The sequence below is a fragment of the Alcaligenes faecalis genome (assembly GCF_005311025.1).
Classification (GTDB): Bacteria; Pseudomonadota; Gammaproteobacteria; order Burkholderiales; family Burkholderiaceae_B; genus Alcaligenes; species Alcaligenes phenolicus.
This window is the reverse complement of record NZ_CP031747.1, coordinates 3,149,554-3,166,535: the sequence shown is the minus strand read 5'-3', so window position 1 is coordinate 3,166,535 and position 16,982 is coordinate 3,149,554. Positions and strand designations below refer to the sequence as shown.

Annotated in this window: 18 protein-coding genes; 6 read left to right on the top strand and 12 right to left on the bottom strand. The window is 57.2% G+C overall.

Going from position 1 to position 16,982, the window contains the following annotated elements:
* Positions 1-64: 64 nt before the first annotated feature.
* Both D0C27_RS14570 and D0C27_RS14565 read right to left on the bottom strand, forming a co-directional pair.
* Positions 65-1,471: an MATE family efflux transporter gene (locus tag D0C27_RS14570; protein ID WP_035273323.1), complete on the bottom strand. Its 1,407-nt coding sequence runs from the start codon at positions 1,469-1,471 to the stop codon at positions 65-67.
* Positions 1,472-1,474: 3 nt separating this feature from the next.
* Complete coding sequence (locus D0C27_RS14565; RefSeq protein ID WP_035273402.1) at positions 1,475-1,912, bottom strand: PaaI family thioesterase; 438 nt, start codon at positions 1,910-1,912, stop codon at positions 1,475-1,477.
* Positions 1,913-2,057: 145 nt separating this feature from the next.
* Between D0C27_RS14565 and D0C27_RS14560 the strand changes: the two genes are divergently transcribed.
* Positions 2,058-2,549 carry a copper chaperone PCu(A)C gene (locus tag D0C27_RS14560; RefSeq protein ID WP_060186618.1) on the top strand — a complete coding sequence of 164 codons (492 nt, stop codon included), beginning with the start codon at positions 2,058-2,060 and terminating at the stop codon, positions 2,547-2,549.
* A 66-nt stretch (positions 2,550-2,615) separates the two neighbouring features.
* On the opposite strand, the gene D0C27_RS14555 is transcribed toward D0C27_RS14560, so the two are convergent.
* The 9 genes from D0C27_RS14555 to D0C27_RS14515 form a co-directional block, all read right to left on the bottom strand.
* A complete protein-coding gene (locus D0C27_RS14555; protein ID WP_035273317.1) occupies positions 2,616-3,422 on the bottom strand; it encodes an alpha/beta fold hydrolase in 807 nt (268 codons plus the stop codon).
* Positions 3,423-3,512: 90 nt separating this feature from the next.
* Complete coding sequence (ybgF, locus tag D0C27_RS14550) at positions 3,513-4,202, bottom strand: tol-pal system protein YbgF (RefSeq protein ID WP_022983212.1); 690 nt, start codon at positions 4,200-4,202, stop codon at positions 3,513-3,515.
* Between the two features lie 216 nt (positions 4,203-4,418).
* A complete protein-coding gene (gene pal / locus D0C27_RS14545; protein ID WP_009454878.1) occupies positions 4,419-4,922 on the bottom strand; it encodes a peptidoglycan-associated lipoprotein Pal in 504 nt (167 codons plus the stop codon).
* Positions 4,923-4,956: 34 nt separating this feature from the next.
* Positions 4,957-6,267 (bottom strand): Tol-Pal system beta propeller repeat protein TolB, encoded by a 1,311-nt coding sequence (gene tolB, locus D0C27_RS14540; RefSeq protein WP_009454880.1) that lies wholly within the window; start codon positions 6,265-6,267, stop codon positions 4,957-4,959.
* A 15-nt stretch (positions 6,268-6,282) separates the two neighbouring features.
* Entirely contained in the window at positions 6,283-7,395 is a 1,113-nt protein-coding gene (gene tolA, locus D0C27_RS14535) for a cell envelope integrity protein TolA (RefSeq protein ID WP_137431227.1), read from the bottom strand.
* Positions 7,396-7,445: 50 nt separating this feature from the next.
* The gene (gene tolR / locus D0C27_RS14530) at positions 7,446-7,892 is read right to left on the bottom strand and encodes a protein TolR (protein ID WP_035273311.1); all 447 of its coding nucleotides are present in this window, start codon (positions 7,890-7,892) and stop codon (positions 7,446-7,448) included.
* Entirely contained in the window at positions 7,892-8,566 is a 675-nt protein-coding gene (gene tolQ / locus D0C27_RS14525) for a protein TolQ (protein WP_009454887.1), read from the bottom strand. The genes tolR and tolQ overlap by 1 nt, the downstream gene beginning before the upstream one ends.
* A 2-nt stretch (positions 8,567-8,568) precedes the next feature.
* Complete coding sequence (ybgC, locus tag D0C27_RS14520; protein WP_035273401.1) at positions 8,569-8,994, bottom strand: tol-pal system-associated acyl-CoA thioesterase; 426 nt, start codon at positions 8,992-8,994, stop codon at positions 8,569-8,571.
* A 66-nt stretch (positions 8,995-9,060) separates the two neighbouring features.
* Complete coding sequence (locus tag D0C27_RS14515) at positions 9,061-10,797, bottom strand: proline--tRNA ligase (protein ID WP_060186622.1); 1,737 nt, start codon at positions 10,795-10,797, stop codon at positions 9,061-9,063.
* A gap of 64 nt (positions 10,798-10,861) precedes the next feature.
* Between D0C27_RS14515 and D0C27_RS14510 the strand changes: the two genes are divergently transcribed.
* Genes D0C27_RS14510 through D0C27_RS14500 form a run of 3 tightly spaced genes read left to right on the top strand, consistent with a single transcriptional unit; the run spans position 10,862 to position 13,615 of the window.
* Positions 10,862-11,428, top strand: coding sequence for an RNA pyrophosphohydrolase (locus D0C27_RS14510; protein WP_009454891.1), 567 nt, complete (start codon positions 10,862-10,864; stop codon positions 11,426-11,428).
* Positions 11,409-12,095, top strand: a complete 687-nt coding sequence (locus D0C27_RS14505; RefSeq protein ID WP_022983208.1) for a response regulator — start codon at positions 11,409-11,411, stop codon at positions 12,093-12,095. Before D0C27_RS14510 ends, D0C27_RS14505 begins: the two co-directional genes overlap by 20 nt.
* Positions 12,092-13,615, top strand: a complete 1,524-nt coding sequence (locus D0C27_RS14500; protein WP_137431226.1) for a sensor histidine kinase — start codon at positions 12,092-12,094, stop codon at positions 13,613-13,615. Before D0C27_RS14505 ends, D0C27_RS14500 begins: the two co-directional genes overlap by 4 nt.
* A gap of 1 nt (position 13,616) precedes the next feature.
* On the opposite strand, the gene D0C27_RS14495 is transcribed toward D0C27_RS14500, so the two are convergent.
* Positions 13,617-14,540, bottom strand: a complete 924-nt coding sequence (locus tag D0C27_RS14495; RefSeq protein ID WP_137431225.1) for an NAD(P)-dependent oxidoreductase — start codon at positions 14,538-14,540, stop codon at positions 13,617-13,619.
* Positions 14,541-14,764: 224 nt separating this feature from the next.
* Here D0C27_RS14495 and D0C27_RS14490 point away from each other — a divergent pair, with 224 nt between their 5' ends.
* Both D0C27_RS14490 and D0C27_RS14485 read left to right on the top strand, forming a co-directional pair.
* Positions 14,765-15,802, top strand: coding sequence for an ABC transporter substrate-binding protein (locus D0C27_RS14490; RefSeq protein WP_009454900.1), 1,038 nt, complete (start codon positions 14,765-14,767; stop codon positions 15,800-15,802).
* An 83-nt stretch (positions 15,803-15,885) separates the two neighbouring features.
* Positions 15,886-16,971 carry an ABC transporter ATP-binding protein gene (locus D0C27_RS14485; RefSeq protein WP_022983206.1) on the top strand — a complete coding sequence of 362 codons (1,086 nt, stop codon included), beginning with the start codon at positions 15,886-15,888 and terminating at the stop codon, positions 16,969-16,971.
* The last annotated feature ends 11 nt before the right edge of the window (positions 16,972-16,982 follow it).

Below are 16,982 nucleotides of genomic sequence, written 5' to 3'. Positions count from 1 at the left end.
CTGACGCACAGAGCTGCAATACAGAGTCGCCATGCAAAATTGATCTATGGAACCGACCTCAGAACTATGCTGCCTGTGCAGGCCGCTTGCGGCCCAAGCGTGTCGATGCTCGCATCCAGCGCAGCGTCATCAGCACGGCAACCACAGACAAACCTGTCACCAGCCCGATCCAGATTCCCATCCCACCCATATTGAACTGGAAGGCCAACAAAGAGCCCGTAGGAACGCCCAGCACCCAATACCCTAGCAAGGCCAGCAGCATGGGTATGCGCGTGTCATGCAGGCCGCGTAGCATCCCTGCAGCCACGGCCTGAGCACCATCACTGATCTGAAACAGCGCCGCCAGCGCCAGGAAGGTAATGGCCAACTGAATAACGGCCTGGTTTTCGGCGACATCCAGATCCAGAAACAGGCCAATCAGGGTCAAGGGGGCGAACCAGAATACCAGAGCCGCCAGCCCCATGAAGCCTACCCCCAGAATGTAGGAAATCCAGCCGGCGCGGCGGGCACCCAAAGGATCGACCCGGCCTGCAGCCAGCCCCACACGGATGGTGGCAACCTGACTGAAGCCCAAAGGAATCATGTAGGACACCGAGCAGATCTGCATGGCAATCGCGTGTGCGGCCAGATCAGATTGCCCCAGTACGCCCATCATCATGACGGCGGCGTAAAACACCAGGGTTTCCAGGGTGAAGGTAATCGCAATGGGGATGCCCAGCGCCCACATTTTCCACAGACGCTTCACACTCCACTGCCAGGCATCGTTGAACAGGTAGTAGCGTCGGAAGCGCGGATCGCGCAGTACCACCCAGCTCAAACCTGCGAACATGAAGATGCTGGACAAGGTGGTGGCCAGACCTGCGCCTGCCAGTCCCATGGCGGGCATGCCCAGATTGCCAAAGACCAGGAGCCAGCCCAGCACGGCATTGATACCGATCGCGGTGATGGCCACCGCCAAAGTCCATCCCGGCTTTTCCATGGCGGCCAAGAAGGAGCGCAGCACGATGTAACCCAGATAGGGCAGCAAAGCCCATTGCAGGGTGTGCATATAGGTCACCGAGCGCGCCGCGACAACAGGGTCCTGGCCCATCATCAGCAAGATATGCTCGGCATTCCACAACACAATCCAGGCAGGCAGGGTAATCAGTAAAGCCGTCAGAAAGCCGTGACGGATGATTTGCTGGGATTCGCGTACATTGCGCAGTCGTCGGCCCAGCGTTGTGGCCAGCATGGGAACGACAGCGGACACCAGCCCCATGCTGAAAATCATGAAGGCCTGATACAGACTGGCGGACAGTGAACCGGCAGCCAGCTCATCAGGGCCCAGTCGGCCCATGTAAATCAGGTTGGTTGCCAACAGGCTGACTTGAGCCAGGTTGGTCAGAATCAGGGGGCCGCCCAATCGCAGGGAGGATTGCAACTCCGCCAACCAGAGCTGGCTCGGGCTGGTAGTTTGAGACTTTGCAAACATGGTTTATTTGGCGCGAGGCAGGGACCAGGTGCTGATAACTTGTGCGACTGCCGGGCCACCGTTGGCCGGTTCGAGCAGTACATCGCCCGCGCAGGTACGGCCGGTCTTGTGAATCCGGGCATGAGCCAGAATATCGCCGGGAGGGGCCTTGCGCAGGAAATTGATGGTCAGGCTGGAGGTGACAGCATCGGGGTTGCCCGTGGCTCCGACTACAGCGGCATACAAGGCCAGATCAGCCAGCCCCATCAGCATGGGGCCTGCCACCATGCCGCCCATGCGCTGGTGGGCATTGCGCTCGGGCAAGCGCAAACAGGCGTTGTCGTGGCCTATGTGGACAACATCAATACCCAAAACGGCGGCAAAGGGATGCAGACGCTCTAGAAGATCACGAAACTGAACAATATCGATTTTAGGCTCGGGTGCAGAGTGTGTGCTGGTCATGACGTCGTCACTGAAAAGAAGGCCGTTGTAAGAAGGGCATACTGGCTGGTACTGTATCAGATCGTCCCGCGTATCGGGGTAGTTCGGCGCCCGGCTGTTCAGGGCTGGACCCATTCCAATCGATCAACAAGAAGCGAGGAGCATCATGAAACGCAGCGCAATTGTGTTTGCCTTGAGTTTGCTGGCATCAACCGGCACCGTGATGGCACAGGGGCATGGAGGCCATGGTCATGGCACGCCCGAACCGGTACGCGCCTTGAGCACGCAGGTCCATGCCAGCCAATGCTGGGTGCGCATGATGCCCGAGCCCACACCTTCCGCCGCCTATCTGGAACTGGAGAACAAGGGTGAGCAGTCCGTAGCCGTGACAGGAGCCAGCTCATTGTCCTTTGGGCATGTGATGTTGCATCAAACTAGCGAGAGCGAGGGGATGGCGCGCATGTCGCATGTCTCCGAGGTGGAGATCCCGGCAGGGGGAGTATTAAGCCTGAAGCCGGGGGCTTTCCACGTGATGCTGGGTCAGGCCAAAGAAGACTTGGCCCTGGGGGAGCGCGTCATCTTGAGCATTCATCTGTCGGACGATACTCAGGTCCAGGCCGAGTGCGAGTTGCGACCTGCCAAGACACAGGCTTATTAAACGTAATTAGCGTTTGGATAGAGACCGGGAGCTGGCCGCTGCATGCGGCCAGTTTTGCATTGGGCTTCAGGCTTGCAGCGCGTCCAGCACCGCCTGGTTGAACGCCTTGGGATTGGCCAGATTCATACCGTGGGCAGCCAGCGGGATGCGGTGCATCTGATCCTCGCGTCGGTGCTGACGAATGATGTCCATGCAATGGTGATAGCGTGTGGGGCTGTTTTCGCCTGTGATGAAACTTAAGGGCGCCTTCATCTGCTTGAGCCACTCCAGATCCGGACCTTGATTGGGCTCTTGCTGCTGATCCAACATGGTGTGGGCGTTGTCCTGAATCATCTCGCGGAACCAGCGTGTCATTTGCTTCCACGTCCCCGAGCCATTGACCGTATCCACAAACAAAGCCATGGCACCATCGCGGTCGCCCTGTTCCAGGCGTTCGGCCACTTGCTGGAACAAGGGAGCATAGGAGTAGGCACCGGGAGTCGGAAAGCCGGGATCCGCCAGGGTCAGGCTGGCCACCTGCTCGGGCATTCTTTGAGCCAGCAGCAGGGCTACATGACCACCGCGAGAGTGCCCAACGATATGCACTTTCTCATCAGGAATATGCTGATCCAGCAGGGCCTGCAGGTCCTGGGCGTGTTGCGCCGTACTGAAGTGGCCGGGGCTGGGTGCTCCGGGCCAGTAGGAGCGCAGGCTGGGAGCCAGAACCCGATACTGGGTAGCAAAGGCGGGGATCTGCCAGCGCCAGTAGCGCCAGTCGCACAGGGAACCGTGGATCAGCAAAACGGGTGCGCCTTGTCCCTGATCCACAAAGGTGTGGCGATAGCCTTGCGCGGTCAGTTCAAGCGTGGAGAAATCGGCAAAAGGGTTTGTCATGGCAAGCAGTAGAGGTCAGGCAAGGATGGGCCACCTGAAAAAAACAGACCGGGTCTGAACCCGGTCCTTGTGGCACTGCGCGCTGGGTGATTATTCCAGCAATTTCAAGCGGCTGCGCGCGGTCTCGGCTGCCTCGGATTGTGGGTAGTCCTTGACGATACGCTGCAAGGTGGTTTTGGCACCGCTCAGATCGTTCAGTTCGATCTGGCTGGAGGCTGTCACCATCAGGGCATCAGCCGCGCGTGGGCTTTGTGGGGAGGCCTTCACAAAAGCCTGGAGTTTCTGAATGGAGGTCTTGAAGCTTTTGACGGCGTACAGGCTGCTGCCTTCGTAAAAGCGCACTTCGTCAGCCAGAACGCTGGAGGGGTAGGCGGCCAGAAAACCGGCAAAGGCATCGGCGGCGGGCTTGTATTGGCCAGCTCGGTAAGCGTCCATGGCACTATCAAAGACGGCTTGTTCTTGTGGGTCGGCGGCATGAGGGCTTTGCTGGCCGGGAGCCGGGCTATTGGCCTGGCCTTGGCCGCTGGCTTGCCAGCTCAGTTTTTCTACCTGGCCGCGCAGCGACACCACTTCGGAGCGCAGGGTATCAATTTGATCAGCCAATTGCAGGCGAGCCTGGGTGTTTTGCTCGTTCATCTGACGAATTTGCTGCCGCAGCTCCAAAATGGCGCGTCGGGCCTCGTCATCGGCAAAGGCCTTGGCCGGCAGGCTGGCGAACAGGGCGGCCGTAGCGAACAGGGCAACGGTCGCGAGACGAAAAGGCTTTTTATAAGCGTGCATAGTGAAGTCCGTTAAAAAATGTGCATCCGCAATGCGCAGGCTCCTCACCTGCCGGTTTCCCCTCTGTTGGGGGCTGTGATCTGGGGGCTTTGTGCCGGCCTGGCGAGCCCGCTGTCCAGCATAACGAATTTTCAGTGGATCGGGCACAGCGCCGATAAAAAACGCCGCGGCGTTAACAACCGCCACGGCGTCGGAACCACTTGGTCGATGCAGGAATTATCGTTGGTAAACGATGTCTGCGCGACGGTTTTCAGCGTAATCAGCTTCGGTGTTACCCAATGCTTTTGGACGCTCTTTACCAAAGCTCACAGCTTCGATCTGGCTGTTGCTTACGCCCAGCAGACCCAGCATGCGTGCCACGGCGTCGGAACGACGCTGACCCAGAGCCAAGTTGTACTCGGCACCACCGCGCTCGTCGGTATTACCTTCGATACGTACGGTTTGCTGAGGATGGCTGCTCAGGTACGAAGCGTGCATTTCTACCAGGCCACGGTACTGGTCGTTAACCACGTAGCTGTCGTAGTCAAAGAACACCGAGCGTTGTTGTGCCAGTGGGCTTTGAGGGTTGAAGGGGTCCATGATCTGGCCTGCGCTGGCAGAGTCCGATCCTGTACCGCCGGTTGAACCGGAGCCAGATTGATCCAGAGGAACCGAGCTGCAAGCAGCAAGGGCGGCAGCCATAACGGCGAGGGTAAGACTTTTAAGAATGCGCGAGCTCATTTGAATTCCTTTTGAAAAAGAGTCACACAGGATGTCAGTTGGTAAATGGTCCCCAGGTGGGTTCGCGTACTTTGCCATTCAAAGACGAGAGGGTCTGACGAACGCGACCGTCCACGGATGTCACAGCTAGGACACTGCGGCCCCCCTGAACAGAACTATATAAGATCTGCATCCCATTAGGGGCGAAACTCGGAGACTGATCGTCGGGACCTGTCGTCAGCAGTTGCTCAGCTCCTGATGCCATATCTTGAGTGGCAATTCGGAAAGCACCGTTTCTGCGTGTGACGTATACAAGCCTAGTACCGTCTGCAGAGACCTCCGGTGAAATATTGTAACTCCCGTTGAAGGTAATGCGCTGTGCATCGTCACCACCCAGGCTTACTTTGTAAATATTGGGAGCGCCACCACGATCGCTCACAAATACAAGGGAGTTGCCATCGGGCATAAAACTCGGTTCAGTATCGATCAAGGGAGAACGCATCACGCGGCGCAATCCGGAGCCGTCCGTATTTAGCGTGTAAATCTGCGAAATACCGTCTCTGGAGAGCACAACAGCGACCTGATTGCCGTTGGGAGCCCATGCTGGACTACTGTTATTACCCTTGAAATTAGCTAACGGTTCGCGGTGACCGGTGGCCAAAGTTTGCACATATACAACAGGTTTGTCGTTTTCGAAGCTCACATAAGCCAGCTTTTTACCGTCAGGAGACCAGGCTGGGGAGATGATTGAGTGTCGAGAACGCAACATTACTTGCGGATTTTGCCCGTCCGCGTCAGCAATTTGTAACTCGTAGTTGTTGCCTGTTTGCAACACGTAGGCCAGTCGAGTCGAAAAAACACCGCGCACGCCGGTAATTTTTTCATAAATCCGGTCTGCAATCTGGTGGGAAATACGGCGCAGTTCTTTTTCACTGCCCGCAAAAGCCACCCCATCCAGTTGTGTTTGACGGACCGAATCCACCAGGCGATAGCTGATGGAATATTGGCCGCCGGTCTGGGCAACCGAACCATAGGCCAGGTAATCGGCACCGCGATTGCGCCATTCGTCGTAGGCAATCGTGCTTTCTGCATTCAGACCAGCACCAGTGGCATTGATCAATTGGAATTGACCCGAACGGGTCAGGTCGGCACGGATAACTTCAGCTAGCGATTGGCTGGCTGGGTTGTCAGCAAAATCGGCGATCGCGATGGGGTACTGGGTAGCACCCACACCCGATATATCGACCCGCAGTTGGGCCTGGGCCGGTTGGCTGGCGAACATGCCAGCGGCCAGGGCAAACGCTCCAGTGGCCGTGGCGCGCCAATGACGACCTAAGGTCGCCAGGGCTGGGGTAGCGGCGGTCATTATGCAATCTCCTGATTAATCGAACATGCGGTATTCGCCATCAATATACGATGGATACTGCCCGCTAGGCGGTTTGGGGAAAGGGCTGCAACGGGCAAGACCCTTGGATACGGCATCATCGAACTGCGCGATGCCGGACGATCGTTTGATTTGAACGCGGTTAGGCGTGCCATCGGCATTCAGGTCCACGCGGTACTGCAGTGCAGGGTTGCCACGTACTTCAGAGCGGGCAGGGGTGCTGTAGACCACGCCAGGCTGCACGCAAGCGCGCACCTTGGCGGCATAGCCACCATCACCACCACCGCCTCCGGCCTGGTTGCGGTCTGCTGTACCACCGGGACGTCCGGGGGCACCTTCACGCATGGCACGGCGGAATGCTTCTTCCTTGGCCTTGCGCTCGGCATCGGCACGGGCTTTGGCGGCGGCCTCGGCACGGGCTTTACGTTCCGCGTCTGCTTTGGCTTTAGCTTCGGCATCCGCCTTGGCTTTGGCTTCTGCATCGGCTTTGGCCTTGCGTTCGGCATCGGCCTTGGCTTTCGCGTCGGCTTCTGCTTTAGCCTTGCGCTCTGCGTCTGCCTTGGCTTTGGCTTCAGCTTTTTCCTTGCGTTCCTGTTCCTGCTTTTCCTTTTGTTCGCGTTCGCGACGTTCAGCAGCTAGCTTGTCCTGACGCTGTTTCTCCTGACGCTCCTGTTCCAGCTTTTCTTCACGCTCTTTTTTCTCGCGTTCCTTGCGAGCCTGCTCCAGGGCGATTTCGGGATCAACCTCAGGTTCAGCAGGAGGGGTGACCTTTTCAGGCTCTGGAGGCGGCTTGGGAGCCGGAGCCGGTTCAGGTTTGGGCTCGGGCTTGGGTTCTGGCTCTGGAGCCGGTTCAGGCTCAGGCTGCGGCTCGGGTTCGGCCTCGGGGGCTTCGGGATCAGCATTGACGGCCGCATCGGGTGCGACACCGTCCATCCACAATTCGACCTGCACCGCATTGGGGGTCTTGGGCGCAGAAAAAAGGGCTCCCGCCAAAATGGCGAGCAGCAACAGCCCGTGCAGACCCAGGGCGATGAGCAAGCCGCGCCGATCTTCCTTTTGCTCAGGCGAGCGCAGCGCCTGATTGCGGGTATTGCGTGTTCTGTGCTTCATTCAGTTCAGGTTTTTCGCGCCGGACGGCGAGCACGCTATCCGGCCAGAGGTTATTTGCGAGCGTCAGGATCGCTGTTGCGATCGACGATCAGACCCAGGCGGTTAATGCCATTGGAGCGCAGTTCATCCATCAAGCCCATGACGGTCTCGTAGGGAACCTTGCCGTCGGCGGCAATGACAACCGGGCTGTCGGCCTCCATACGCGAGCGCACTTCATTGAGCAGTGTGGACTTTTCGATGTTCATGAACTCGGAGCCCGCATCGCGCAAGCGAATGGCCAGTTTGCCGTCCTTATCAACCTGGATTTCCACCGGCTTGGCAGGCACTTCGGAGGCTTGGCCTACCGAAGGCAATTCCACCAGACCGGGGGTAATCATGGGAGCAGTGACCATGAAGATCACCAGCAGCACCAGCATCACGTCGATATAAGGGACGACGTTGATTTCATTTTTCATGCGCCGGCCGTGACGGCCGGTGCTTCCACGCATCGATGGCATCAGTTCACCTGCCGCTGCAAGATGTTCAGGAATTCGTCGATAAAGCTGTCAAAGCGGATCGAGATACGATCGAGCTCGTTGGTAAAGCGGTTGTAGGCAACCACGGCAGGGATAGCGGCAAACAGACCGATAGCTGTGGCGATCAGGGCTTCGGCGATACCGGGAGCCACCGAGGCCAGTGTGGCCTGCTGCATGCCGGACAAACCGATAAAGGCGTGCATGATCCCCCAGACGGTACCCAGCAGCCCGATGTATGGGCTGACCGAACCGGCAGAGGCCAGGAAGTTCAGGTGTGTTTCCAGTGTGTCCATTTCGCGCTGGTAGCTGGCGCGCATGGCACGGCGTGGACCGTCCAGCAGGGCTGGGCCCGAGCTCTGGCTGCGACGGGCCTTGATGAATTCGGTCATGCCGGCTTCAAAAATACGGGCCAGTGCACCGTGTTCGGCGCGACGCGAGGAAATGGATTGCTGAAGCACGGCCAGATCGCCACCTGCCCAGAAGTCGTCCTCAAAGCGGCGGGTCTGTTCCAGCGTGCGTTTAAGTGCAGCCCGTTTACTGAAAATATAGGCCCACGAGAGAATCGAGATTCCCAACAGAATCAGCATGACAAGCTGAACGGGAATACTGGCATCGAGAAGTAGCGAAATCAGCGACAGGTCGCTAGTAGCTTGCATGGTCAGTCCTGAACCTTTTCCAAGAGGGTACGTAAATCAGAGTCCAGCTTGCTTGGACGAAGCGTGTTGGCGTCAACGCAAACAATTTGGATGGTGCTTTGGCATAACAGTTCCTCACCTCGCAGGGCACCTTGTTCGAAATGGATGGTAGCCGAACCCAGCTGGGTAATACGGCTGCGCACCGAGATCAAATCATCGAGCCGGGCAGGTTTGAGATATTGTATTTCAACCTTCTTGACTACGAACAGGCGTTGATTCTGCTCGGCCACATCGGATTGGTTTACGCCCAGGTTCCTGAGCCATTCTGTGCGCGCACGCTCAAAGAATTTCAGGTAGTTGGCGTAATATACGATCCCCCCAGCGTCGGTGTCTTCGTAATATACGCGAATATCAAGCCGAGCCTGGGTGTCCCACTTGTCATTAAGCATGTCGTTCGTAAAAGAGTTTATGTTGACGGGCAGGGCATGGCGCACGGCCAGCCCTGCTTGGAGTCCTTACAGCGTGGCCAAACGCTCCAGGCTGACCTGGGCAATCTGGTCCACCGGCACGTTGGTGCTGCTGGCGTCACGGCGTGCCTGCATTTCAACCATGCCTTCTTTCAGGCCGCGCTCGCCAATGGTAATGCGCAGTGGCACACCAATCAGCTCCCAGTCGGCAAACATGATGCCGGGGCGGGCGTCGCGGTCGTCCAGAATGACATCCACACCTTGCTCTTTGAGCTGGGTGTACAGATCAGTAGCAGTCTGACGCACAGCATCGCTTTTGGTAAAGCCGATCGGGCAGATCACCACTTCGAAAGGAGCCAGGGCACGAGGCCAGATCATGCCGCGTTCGTCGTGGTTTTGTTCAATGGCAGCAGCGGCAATACGGCTGACGCCAATGCCATAACAACCCATTTGCATGACAGCCGGTTTACCATCAGTTTCCAAAAAGGTGGCGTTCAGCTTCTTGGAGTAGACATCGCCCAGGAAGAAAACGTGGCCCACTTCAATACCGCGCTGGATGGCCAGCTTGCCGCCTTCGGGGGCTGGGTCGCCGTGAACCACGTTGCGCAGGTCTGCCTTGATGGGCTCGGGCAGGTCACGACCCCAGTTCACGCCCGTGTAGTGGAAGCCTTCTTCGTTGGCACCGCACACAAAGTCGCTCATATTGGCTACGGTCAGGTCGGCAATCACTTGCACAGGCTGACGGGTGCCGATCGGACCGAGGTAACCGGGCTTGCAGCCAAAGGTGGCCACAATTTCCTCTTCCGTGGCCAGACGGTGGCCTTTTTCAAAGCCGGCCAGCTTGGAAACCTTGATGTCGTTGACTTCATGGTCGCCACGAACCAGCAGCAGGTGGACGGTGCTCTTGGTCTTGCCGTCTTCTTCGACGTCCGTTGCCAGCACAACCGACTTGACGGTTTGGCTCAGGTCACAGCCCAGGAATTGGGCCACCAGTTCACACTTGGGGGCATCAGGCGTGGCGGTCTTGACCAGGGCTTGGCCAGGAGCGGCACGCTCGGCCAGCAGGCAAGGGGCGGGAGCCAGCTCGATATTGGCAGCGTAGTCGGTGTCAGGGTTGTAAACCAGCAAGTCTTCGCCGGTATCGGCAATCACCTGGAATTCATGGCTGCGCGAACCGCCAATGGAGCCGGTATCAGCGGCCACGGCACGGAAGTTCAAGCCCAGGCGCCCAAAGATGCGCATGTAGGCGTCGTACATATTGTCGTAGCTGGCTTGGGCGTCCTCGGCATTGCGGTCGAAGGAGTAAGCATCCTTCATGGTGAATTCGCGGCCACGCATCAAGCCAAAGCGGGGACGGCGCTCGTCACGGAATTTGGTTTGAATGTGGTAGAAGTTGATGGGCAACTGGCGCCAGCTGTGGATTTCGTTGCGGGCAATGTCCGTGATCACTTCTTCGGAGGTAGGCTGCAGCACGAAGTCGCGCTGGTGGCGATCCTTGATTCGCAGCAGTTCGTCACCATATTTTTCCCAACGGCCCGACTCTACCCAGAGTTCGGCAGGCTGGACGACTGGCATCAGCAGCTCAATGGCGCCGGAGCGGTCCATTTCCTGACGGATGATGTTTTCAATCTTGCGCAGCACGCGCAGGCCCATCGGCATATAGGTATAGATACCGCCGGCGGCTTTACGGATCATGCCGGCGCGCGTCATGAGCTGGTGGCTGGCAACTTCGGCCTCGGTAGGCGCTTCTTTCAGGGTATTAATGTGATACTGGCTAGCATGCATGGTAGGGAACTCGTCAGGTACGTATAATCAGATCTAATTGTATTGAATTCGTTAGAGGTGGCCTATGTTAGATCGTGAAGGCTACCGTCCTAATGTCGGAATTATCCTCGTTAATCGCAAGAACGAGGTTTTTTGGGGCAAGCGTATTCGGGAACATGCCTGGCAGTTCCCGCAAGGCGGTATTAAATACGGTGAAACACCCGTACAAGCGATGTACCGCGAACTGCATGAAGAAGTGGGCTTGCTGCCTGAGCATATCCGTATATTAGGCCGGACGCGAGATTGGCTTCGCTACAACGTGCCCAATCATTTTGTACGTCGGGAGGCGCGTGGCCATTACAAGGGCCAGAAACAAATCTGGTTCCTGTTGCGGCTGGTAGGGCGAGACAGTGATGTCTGCCTGCGTTCCTCGTCGACGCCGGAGTTTGATGCATGGCGCTGGAGTCAATATTGGGTGCCACTTGATTCAGTGATTGAGTTCAAGCGGGAAGTCTATCAGCAAGCGCTGAACGAGCTGTCGGATATTTTGTTCCGACGACGGCAGGAAAATCGTTATTTACGTCAGCGCCTGCAAAGCGCAGTTGATGCCGATACCTTAGATAGCAGGGATCATGCGCATATTATTGGTTGAAGATGAGCGGGAAATGGCCGCATGGCTGGAGCGGGCCTTGGCGCAAAGTGGTTTTTTGCCCGATCCCGCTCATGACGCCCGCTCGGCAGAAGTACTGTTGGCGGCCCATGAGTATGATGCGGTCGTGATGGATTTGCGCCTGCCCGACAAACACGGGCTGGTGCTTTTGCGCGAGATGCGTGAACGCGGCGATCACACTCCTGTGCTGATTCTGACCGCTCAAGGTGCCTTGCAGGATCGCGTTCGTGGTCTGAATCTGGGTGCCGATGATTTCCTGACCAAACCCTTTGCCCTGGAAGAGCTGGAAGCTCGCCTGGCGGCACTGGTACGGCGTAGCCGTGGTCGTGTGGCCCCGGTGGTCAGCTGTGGTTCTTTGGAATACAACCCTGAGAGCCGAGCATTCCTGCTGGACAATGCCATTGTGCATTTGACGCCGCGTGAGCATGCGGCCTTGCTGGTTCTGATCAGCCGCTCTGGCATGCCTGTAGAGAAGTCTCAGTTATTTGCCCGAGTATTCGAGCACGATAGCGATGCCAGCCCTGATGCTATCGAGGTTGTCCTGCATCGCTTGCGCAAGAAACTGGCCAATAGCGATGTGCACATCGTGACGGTGCGTGGTCTGGGCTACATGCTGGAAGTGCTTGAGGCGGAATCCGGCGTTTCATGACGGCCCCTTCTCCGCCCCCCGCCAATGCCTGGCAAGGCAGTTTGCGCTTTTGGCTGCTGGTACTGCTGATACCGGGGGTGGTGGCTTTACTGCTTTACGACAGCTGGGAAGACTACCTGGCCATGAACGCGGTCACGGAAAATGTCTACGACAGCGCCTTGCTGGAACCGGCCAAAGTGCTGGAGACCAGCGTGGAGTTCAATACTGACGGCAGTTTGCGTATTGATCCGCCTTTTTATGCGCAGGTCATGCTGGAATCCCGACCGGGTAATCGCAAGTATTTCCGCGTCGAAGAAATCACCCCTTTGGTGCGTAACCTGGGCGGTGTTGATGCCAATCAGTTAAAAGGGCGCACCTTGCTGGGGATGGAAGGGCTGCCGCGTCCTTCCAATCTGGCCGACCATGAAGGCGTGCCGGTTTTCTACGATTCGTATTTTCGCAATGACACCGTGCGCATGGTGGCCTTGTGGCGGGACCTGCACTACAAAGGCCAGCATAGACAGGTTCTGGTCATGGTGGGTGAAAGCCTGGATTTGCGTTTGCGCACCCAGCAAGAAGCCTGGCGCGAAGGCATTTTCCGCAATTTGCGCATGTTGCTGCTGGCTGTGGCGTTGGTGTGGTTTGCCGTAGCGTGGGCCTTGCGCCCCCTGCAGGCCTTGCGACAGGAAGTGCGTAACCGTAGCGTGGACGACTTACAGCCTTTGGACGAGCGTGATGTTCCTCGTGAAGTAGTGCCTTTGGTGCGTTCGGTCAATCACCATATTGAGTTGTATCGTTCCGTGCTGGATCGGCAGGCCCAGTTTCTGGCCGACGCCTCGCATCAATTACGCACCCCTTTGGCGATCATTCATACCCAGGCCCAATATGCTCGCCGTGAACCGGATATCGAGCGCGTCCGCGAATCCCTCGGGGCGATCATCAAGCAATTGGGGCAGGCGACTCGCCTGACCGAGCAGTTGCTGGCTTTGGCTCATGCCAGTCATACCACCACCATGAGCCAGGGGCAGGTTGACCTGGCCAGTCTGGGGCGCGAGGTGGTGTTGCAATATCTGCCTTTGGCCCGTGAGCATCGTCAGGATCTGGGCTGGATCGGGCCAGGAGAAGAGGGCGAGCAGGCACCTTTGTGGGTGTATGCCAGCGATGCCGAGATCCATGAGTCCGTTTCCAACCTGATTCACAACGCCATCAATCACGCTGGTAGTGGCAGTGCAATTACGGTTTCTGCCGGGCATGACGACAAGCTGGCCTGGATCAGCGTTACCGACAACGGCATGGGCTTGGCCGCCAGTTTGCGTGAAAGCGTATTTGTACGTTTTGACCGGGGCGGCCCGGCACGCAAGGGTGGACGGGGTTCTGGCTCCGGGCTGGGTCTGGCCATTGCGCTGGCTTACGCCGAGCGCAATGGCGGCACGATTGTGCTGACCGATGGGGAGCCCAACGATATGGGCGGCTACGGTTTGAAGGCGACGCTACGCTTGCCCTTGCTGCAGTCCGAAGCGCCTAAACCAGAAAACACGTGAATTAAGCCGCGTCGTTTGGACGGGCCAGCAGATTGAACAGGGTAGAAATATCCCAATCGCGATGGCCCTGCTGGGCAATCTTCGCAAACTGTTCCTGAATCAAGCGGGTTGCGGGAAGCTGGGCCCCATTACGCTGTGCCTCCCGCTGCACCAAATCCAGGTCCTTCAACATCCAGTTCACGGTAAAGCCGGGCTGAAAGTCTCTGGCCAGCATTGTGGGGCCTTTAGTTTCCATTTGCCAGCTGCGCGCCGCACCCTTGCTCAATACAGACAGGGCCTGCTCCATATCCAGTCCGGCCCGTTCACCAAAAGCCATGGCTTCGGCCAACCCCTGCAAGAGTCCGACGACGGCAATCTGGTTCACCATCTTGCACAACTGCCCGGATCCCAAGGGCCCCATCAGGGTGCAGGCCTGGGCGTAGCTCATCATCAGGGGGCGGGCGCGTTCCATATCCTCAGCTTGCCCACCGCACATAATGCTGAGCATGCCTTTCTGAGCACCAGCCTGCCCGCCGGAAATCGGGGCGTCGATAAATGCAACTTGCTGTTTGGCAGCCAGTGCTCCCAATTCCTGGGCCACTTCGGCCGAGGCGGTGGTGTGATCGATAAACAGGCCACCTGCCTTCATGCCTGCCAGCGCACCGTCCGGTCCCAGAAAAATCGAGCGCAAGTCATCATCATTGCCTACGCAGGCCATAACAATGTCCGCTTGTGCGGCGGCCAGGGCCGGAGTAGCGGCCCATTCCTGTTTGAACTCCTTACTCCATTGTTCCGCCTTGGCTGGATTGCGGTTGTACACCGTGACTTGATGCCCTGCCTGGGCCAGATGTCCTGCCATGGGATAGCCCATCACCCCCAGACCAATGAACGCCACTTTTTGCGGGCTGGCGGGTTCATAGTGTTTAGGCTGAATGAATGGGGTCATGGCGCGGGCCTCCTTGAAAATAATCTGTTCGATCGTACAGCTTAGCGCAGCTTTATCGGCTTGATCTTTGCCTGCCCGAATAAGCGGCAAAACGTTTTAGGCTTGACGGCGTCAGGCCCCTCATGTTCTAAACCAAACATAGATCTGTAATAAATGGAATTTGCCTGTCTGGATTATGATGGGCGCACATAATTTCCTGGCTAATTAACTGGAACTTGAATCCTATGACCACTTTTGATCGTCGTCGTTTCTTGAAGCTGGCAGGTGCCACCGGACTGGCGTCTATGAGTACCTCTTTGCCATGGGCGGCGTGGGCGGCAGACGCAGCCGTACTGGAAAAAGCAAAGGCTCAAGGCCAGGCTGTTTTCTACGCCAACATCACGGCGGTAGAGCCCATCATGAAGGCCTTGCAACAAGCGCAAGGCATTGAAGGCAAATACACCCGTATTTCCAGCTCCAAGTTCATCCCCACCATCCTGACCGAGTTCAACGCCGGCAAGTTGATGGCGGACGTGGTTCAGGCTCCCTTGCCCATGCTGCAACTGCTCAAAGAGCAGGGCGTGCTGATTCCTCATCAGTCCGAAGCCGTGCAGGGCTACCCCGAGTGGGCCATTCAAGACGATTCGATTATTCAATTTGGCATCGAATATGTGTCTTATATCTATAATACGGACCACCTCAAGGCCGAGGATGCGCCACAACGCTACGAAGATCTGGCCGATCCCAAGTGGAAAGACAAGATTGTGATGGCCAACCCTTCCAACCACCCCTCCACCATTGGCTGGCTGATTGGTTTGAAGGAAAAGGTCTTTAGCAGTGAAGAGCAGTGGCTGGACTTCCTGAAAGGCCTGGCTGCCAACAAGCCCATGTTCGTGGCCTCGTTTGGCCCAACTCCGGCTCCTATTGAAAGTGGCGAGAAGTTGATTGCCATTTCCATGCCCAAGTACATCGTGACCAAGTCGCCTGCGCCATTGGCCTGGGGCCCCATGTCGGATCAGCCCTTGCTGGGCTCCCCACGTGCCATCGCCCTGACCAAGAATGCACCGCATCCTGATGCTGCTCGCGTGTTCCTGGACTACTGGCTGGGTAATGAAGCCATGGGCATTCTGGCCAACAAGGTTGGCGAATACGTCCTGGCTCCAGGGGTACACCCTCCGGTTGCGGGGATCGATAAAGCCAAGGTCGAGCCTATTCGCGACCTGAGCGACGAAGAACTGGTCCGTTGGGGCCGCGAATTCAGCCGTATCTTCGCCGTCCGTTAATCGGGACGACAAGAACGACAGGTTCGTCTAGAACGGGGCGCCTTGGCGCCTCGCCTTATTTTTATTGAAAACATTTACTCATTATGCAAATTGAAATTACCGGCCTAAGCAAGACCTATGTCTCAGAGGGCAAAACCTTCAAGGCTTTGGACAATATCAACCTGACGATTCCCGCTAATGAGTTTTTCACACTGTTAGGGCCCAGCGGCTGCGGCAAAACCACGCTGCTGCGGTGCATTGTTGGTCTGGAAACCCCAGACGAGGGTGAAATCCGCATTGGGGACGAGATCGTCTGGTCCAGCGCCAAGAATATTGCTGTGCCGGTGGAAAAGCGCGGTTTGGGCATGGTGTTTCAGACATACGCCATCTGGCCGCACATGACGGTGTTCGACAATATTGCTTACCCCTTGCAAGTGCGCGGCGAGCGCAAAGAGGTGATTCGTGAAAAAGTCGCGAACATCCTGAAGTTTGTGCAGCTGGAAGGGGTGGATCAGCGTTCCGCAACGCGTCTGTCCGGTGGTCAGCAGCAGCGTGTGGCATTGGCCCGAGCCCTGGTGGCCGAGCCTAAAGTCATTTTGTTTGATGAGCCGCTCAGTAACCTGGATGCCAAGCTGCGTGAAGAAACCCGTAAAGAACTGCGCGAATTTCTGAGCCGTCTGGACATTACCGCTGTGTACGTGACGCATGATCGCGTCGAGGCATTGGCCTTGTCCAACTCCATCGCTGTGATGCGAGGTGGCAAGATTCTGGAAATTGGTACGCCAGAAAAAATTTACTTTGATGCCGATCACCGCTTTGTGGCCGACTTTATTGGTCGTGCCAACCAGATCAGCGCCAAAGTGCTGGAGCAGCGTGCAGACTCCACCATTGTGGAATGCGAACTGGGCCAACTGCATTGCAAGAAGCGTGACCTGCCCGTGGGCACCGAAGTTACCTTGTGCATTCGCCCGGAATTTATTCGTGTCAGCAGCCAGGCCAATGAAGTGGGGCAGAACCTGTTCCACGGTCAGGTCCAGGCCCTGGAGTTCGTCGGTGAGTCCTACGAGGCCGAGGTCAAAGTGGGTAAAGAGCAGCTTCTGGTGTGTATTGATCCAGACGTGAAGGTGAAAGAGGGCGATACCGTACGCTTTAACCTGCACCCTGAACACTGCATGCTGTTGTCGGCATAAGGGCGGGGCAT

Bases quoted from the DNA above. Each gene is read 5' to 3' on its own strand.
- D0C27_RS14570 (WP_035273323.1), bottom strand. From the start codon at position 1,471: ATGTTTGCAAAGTCTCAAACTACCAGCCCGAGCCAGCTCTGGTTGGCG.
- D0C27_RS14565 (WP_035273402.1), bottom strand. From the start codon at position 1,912: ATGACCAGCACACACTCTGCACCCGAGCCTAAAATCGATATTGTTCAG.
- D0C27_RS14560 (WP_060186618.1), top strand. From the start codon at position 2,058: ATGAAACGCAGCGCAATTGTGTTTGCCTTGAGTTTGCTGGCATCAACC.
- D0C27_RS14555 (WP_035273317.1), bottom strand. From the start codon at position 3,422: ATGACAAACCCTTTTGCCGATTTCTCCACGCTTGAACTGACCGCGCAA.
- ybgF (WP_022983212.1), bottom strand. From the start codon at position 4,202: ATGCACGCTTATAAAAAGCCTTTTCGTCTCGCGACCGTTGCCCTGTTC.
- pal (WP_009454878.1), bottom strand. From the start codon at position 4,922: ATGAGCTCGCGCATTCTTAAAAGTCTTACCCTCGCCGTTATGGCTGCC.
- tolB (WP_009454880.1), bottom strand. From the start codon at position 6,267: ATGACCGCCGCTACCCCAGCCCTGGCGACCTTAGGTCGTCATTGGCGC.
- tolA (WP_137431227.1), bottom strand. From the start codon at position 7,395: ATGAAGCACAGAACACGCAATACCCGCAATCAGGCGCTGCGCTCGCCT.
- tolR (WP_035273311.1), bottom strand. From the start codon at position 7,892: ATGCCATCGATGCGTGGAAGCACCGGCCGTCACGGCCGGCGCATGAAA.
- tolQ (WP_009454887.1), bottom strand. From the start codon at position 8,566: ATGCAAGCTACTAGCGACCTGTCGCTGATTTCGCTACTTCTCGATGCC.
- ybgC (WP_035273401.1), bottom strand. From the start codon at position 8,994: ATGCTTAATGACAAGTGGGACACCCAGGCTCGGCTTGATATTCGCGTA.
- D0C27_RS14515 (WP_060186622.1), bottom strand. From the start codon at position 10,797: ATGCATGCTAGCCAGTATCACATTAATACCCTGAAAGAAGCGCCTACC.
- D0C27_RS14510 (WP_009454891.1), top strand. From the start codon at position 10,862: ATGTTAGATCGTGAAGGCTACCGTCCTAATGTCGGAATTATCCTCGTT.
- D0C27_RS14505 (WP_022983208.1), top strand. From the start codon at position 11,409: ATGCGCATATTATTGGTTGAAGATGAGCGGGAAATGGCCGCATGGCTG.
- D0C27_RS14500 (WP_137431226.1), top strand. From the start codon at position 12,092: ATGACGGCCCCTTCTCCGCCCCCCGCCAATGCCTGGCAAGGCAGTTTG.
- D0C27_RS14495 (WP_137431225.1), bottom strand. From the start codon at position 14,540: ATGACCCCATTCATTCAGCCTAAACACTATGAACCCGCCAGCCCGCAA.
- D0C27_RS14490 (WP_009454900.1), top strand. From the start codon at position 14,765: ATGACCACTTTTGATCGTCGTCGTTTCTTGAAGCTGGCAGGTGCCACC.
- D0C27_RS14485 (WP_022983206.1), top strand. From the start codon at position 15,886: ATGCAAATTGAAATTACCGGCCTAAGCAAGACCTATGTCTCAGAGGGC.